We start from the raw sequence: 1121 nt of genomic DNA on the forward strand, positions 1-1121 counted from the left end.
TTGCCAGATATATGACCAAGTACTACATGATCATTTTCCAGTTTTACTTTAAATGTTGCATTGGGCAAAGTCTCAAGGATTTCGCCCTGCATCTGTATGGTATCTTCTTTAGCCATAAGCCTACTTACGTGACAAAGATTTCATATCTGGACGACTTATCAAGTCTTCATACTGACTACTCATTCTATATGAATTGATTTGTGTCCTAAAATCAATTGTAACGACAACCAAAATAAGCAGAGATGTTCCACCTAAATAGAAAGGAACTTTCAATGCCGTCGTTAAAAATTCAGGTATCAGACAGATTGTAGTGATATACAAAGCACCAAATAATGTCAGTCTCAGTACAACTTTTTCCAAATATCTAGAGGTTTGCTCACCTGGGCGAATACCCGGTACAAATGCACCACTCTTCTTCAAATTTTCAGCCATCTCTTTAGGGCTAAATACTAAAGCAGTATAGAAATAGCAGAAGAAGATGATAGTTGTGGCAAATAATACAATATACAAAGGCTGTCCGTGTTGCAGCATTGCAGCAACCTTATGAAGAACAGAATTCGTACTATTTGAACCAAACCAACCTAAAAGTGTAGATGGAAATAAAATGATACTGGAAGCGAAAATAGGAGGAATAACACCTGCCATATTTAGCTTGAACGGCATATGAATGCTTTGTCCCGGCATCATTCCAGAGCCAAACTGTCTTTTAGCATAATGCACAGGAACTTTACGCTGAGCACTCTCAAAATAAACTACAGCATAGATCAACAGCAAAATACCAATCACAATTGATACCGCCATCAACATACTCATAGAGCCTTGTTCAGTCAAAGTTAACATCCGAACAATACCGGATGGAATACCCGATACAATGCCTGCTGTAATAATTAAAGAAATACCATTACCAATACCACGCTCGGTAATTTGCTCCCCTAACCACATCAGAAACATAGTACCTGTAACCAAACAGACTACTGTAGAAATATGAAACTCAAGCGAACTCGTTACAACAACACCTTGCAGATAAACAAATGTTGCAACACCAAAGCTTTGCAATACAGCCAATAATACCGTCCCATACCTAGTATATTTCGTAATTATTTTCCTACCAGCCTCACCTT

The 1121-nt window shown here is 38.0% G+C and carries 1 protein-coding gene and 1 pseudogene; both read right to left on the reverse strand.

Annotation, left to right across the window (positions count from 1 at the left end; translation table 11 throughout):
- Window positions 1-116, reverse strand: a pseudogene (infA, locus tag ACTHSP_RS20715) (translation initiation factor IF-1); the annotation flags it as partial.
- A gap of 4 nt (window positions 117-120) precedes the next feature.
- Window positions 121-1121 (reverse strand): preprotein translocase subunit SecY (gene secY, locus ACTHSP_RS20720; RefSeq protein ID WP_440346849.1); only part of this gene is annotated, 1001 nt, incomplete at its 5' end.

It is taken from the genome of Neisseria sp. P0001.S005 (assembly GCF_051963715.1).